The 1,475-nt window shown below is 34.7% G+C and carries 3 protein-coding genes; all 3 read left to right on the forward strand.

Annotated elements, in window-relative coordinates; all coding sequences use genetic code 11:
- The coding region (locus tag CQA40_RS11460; RefSeq protein ID WP_220271925.1) for a hypothetical protein at positions 1 to 384 on the forward strand (384 nt) is incomplete at its 5' end.
- A gap of 84 nt (positions 385 to 468) precedes the next feature.
- Entirely contained in the window at positions 469 to 723 is a 255-nt protein-coding gene (locus tag CQA40_RS10695) for a hypothetical protein (protein WP_115520811.1), read from the forward strand.
- On the forward strand, positions 720 to 1,292 hold the full coding sequence (locus CQA40_RS11765) for a tetratricopeptide repeat protein (RefSeq protein ID WP_258864556.1): 573 nt from the start codon (positions 720 to 722) through the stop codon (positions 1,290 to 1,292). Before CQA40_RS10695 ends, CQA40_RS11765 begins: the two co-directional genes overlap by 4 nt.
- Positions 1,293 to 1,475: the final 183 nt, after the last annotated feature.

Below are 1,475 nucleotides of genomic sequence, written 5' to 3' on the forward strand. Positions count from 1 at the left end.
AAGCGAAATATCTCAATGCGGATTTGTCATATTGTGAGCTTTTGCAAAAAGCGAAATATCCAAAAAAGCACTTCTTGTAAATTTACATTTTTTTTTTTTTTTGAGATACTTCGGTTTGTCCCAAACCTTAAGTATGACAAAAAAACACAAAATACAACAAACCATATAAAAAATCCCAAAATCCATTACAAATCATCACACAAAGACTTCAAAGCATACTCCGCACAAAATATACGCAAAATCTCCACAAAATCCACTTCCACAACTTTTTCAAACATTTCAAAATTCTTGCAATTTTACAAATCCTCACAAAATCCCCTCGCACTTCCCCACATTAGTATTCTGTTTTTTTTTTTTTTTGTAGTATCGGGTTTTGGGCAATGAGTGTAAAAAGTGCAAAAAACAACTAAAGAGGTGTAAAAATGACAGAAAAAAAATCTTAAATCAAACTTAGAAAGTGTAGGCAAAATGTATTTCTTGCTGCACATAGAAAAAATATTTGACTTACACAAGGCTGGGTTTAGCACCAATGAAATAGCCATAATGATATTTGACAAAGAGCGGGATAAAAAAGCTAGCTCACCGCTGATAAGGGTAAAAAGTGCAGTCAAAATCATAAAGGCTAACAAGGTATTTGAGGCACTAGAAATCATAAGAAAATCCAATGCTTTTAATAATGCTATTGATACGACTAAGAAAAATCTACAAAAGGAGATGAAATGAGAAAATTAGTGCTAGCGTGTGGGATTTTGGTAGGTGTGGTGAGCGTAGGAATGGGTGCGATGAGTGAGGAGGAGTTGCGGAGAGCTGAGCATAATTGCTTTGAATATGAGGATAAAAGCGCGTGCTACGCACTTATAAACAATGGTTTAAAAAGTGTGGAGCAGTGCTACATAGAAAATGGCAAAGGTAATTGTGTTGTTGTAGGGGTAGTTTATTATTTAGCAGGGCGTTATAGAGAGGCGATTCCCTACTTTGAAAAAGCTATTGCTTTGGGGGATAATAGGGGATATATACTTTTGGGAAAGACTTATTATTTTTCGCAAGACTATTACAATGCAAAGAAATACTATGAAATTGTGTGTAATAAATTGCAAGCAAGGGGTAGTTGTTACAATTTAGGGAATATGTATTATAACGGTGAAGGCGTGCGACAAGACTATCATAAAGCAGTAGAACTCTACAAAAAAGCCTGTGATATGAAATATGCTGATGCTTGCAATAATTTAGGTGTGCTTTATGGTAATGGACAGGGGGTAAGGCAAAATAGTTCCACTGCTAAGCAATACTAGCAATACTATGGTAAAGCCTGTGATTTGGGATTTCAAATGGGGTGTGATAATTATAGATTGTTAAATAATCAAGGAGTGCAGTAATGCCTAAACAACAAATCTATGAGAATCTGCACTTTGATTTTGCAAAAGATAAACTCATACTTACCATAAAGCAAGGAAAGTCATTTGTCTTTGAAAATG

Source organism: Helicobacter sp. MIT 01-3238, assembly GCF_003364135.1.
In the GTDB taxonomy this organism is placed as follows: Bacteria; Campylobacterota; Campylobacteria; order Campylobacterales; family Helicobacteraceae; genus Helicobacter_B.